At 52.2% G+C, this 230-nt stretch carries 1 tRNA gene and 1 rRNA gene; both read left to right on the forward strand.

The features are described 5' to 3' along the window. Window positions 1-110, forward strand: a 5S ribosomal RNA gene (gene rrf, locus TP70_RS11680); the annotation flags it as partial. 9 nt (window positions 111-119) lie between these two features. Continuing rightward, window positions 120-195 (forward strand) — tRNA-Val (locus TP70_RS11685). Window positions 196-230: the final 35 nt, after the last annotated feature.

Here is a 230-nt window from a genome sequence, read left to right on the forward strand (position 1 = left end):
TGCCTATGGCAAAGAGGTCACACCTGTTCCCATGCCGAACACAGAAGTTAAGCTCTTTAGCGCCGATGGTAGTCGGACTTACGTTCCGCAAGAGTAGGACGGTGCCAGGTAAAATATTTGGAGAATTAGCTCAGCTGGGAGAGCATCTGCCTTACAAGCAGAGGGTCGGCGGTTCGAACCCGTCATTCTCCACCATTTGCCGGCCTAGCTCAATTGGTAGAGCAACTGAC

Source organism: Staphylococcus microti (genome assembly GCF_000934465.1).
GTDB classification, from domain to species: Bacteria; Bacillota; Bacilli; order Staphylococcales; family Staphylococcaceae; genus Staphylococcus; species Staphylococcus microti.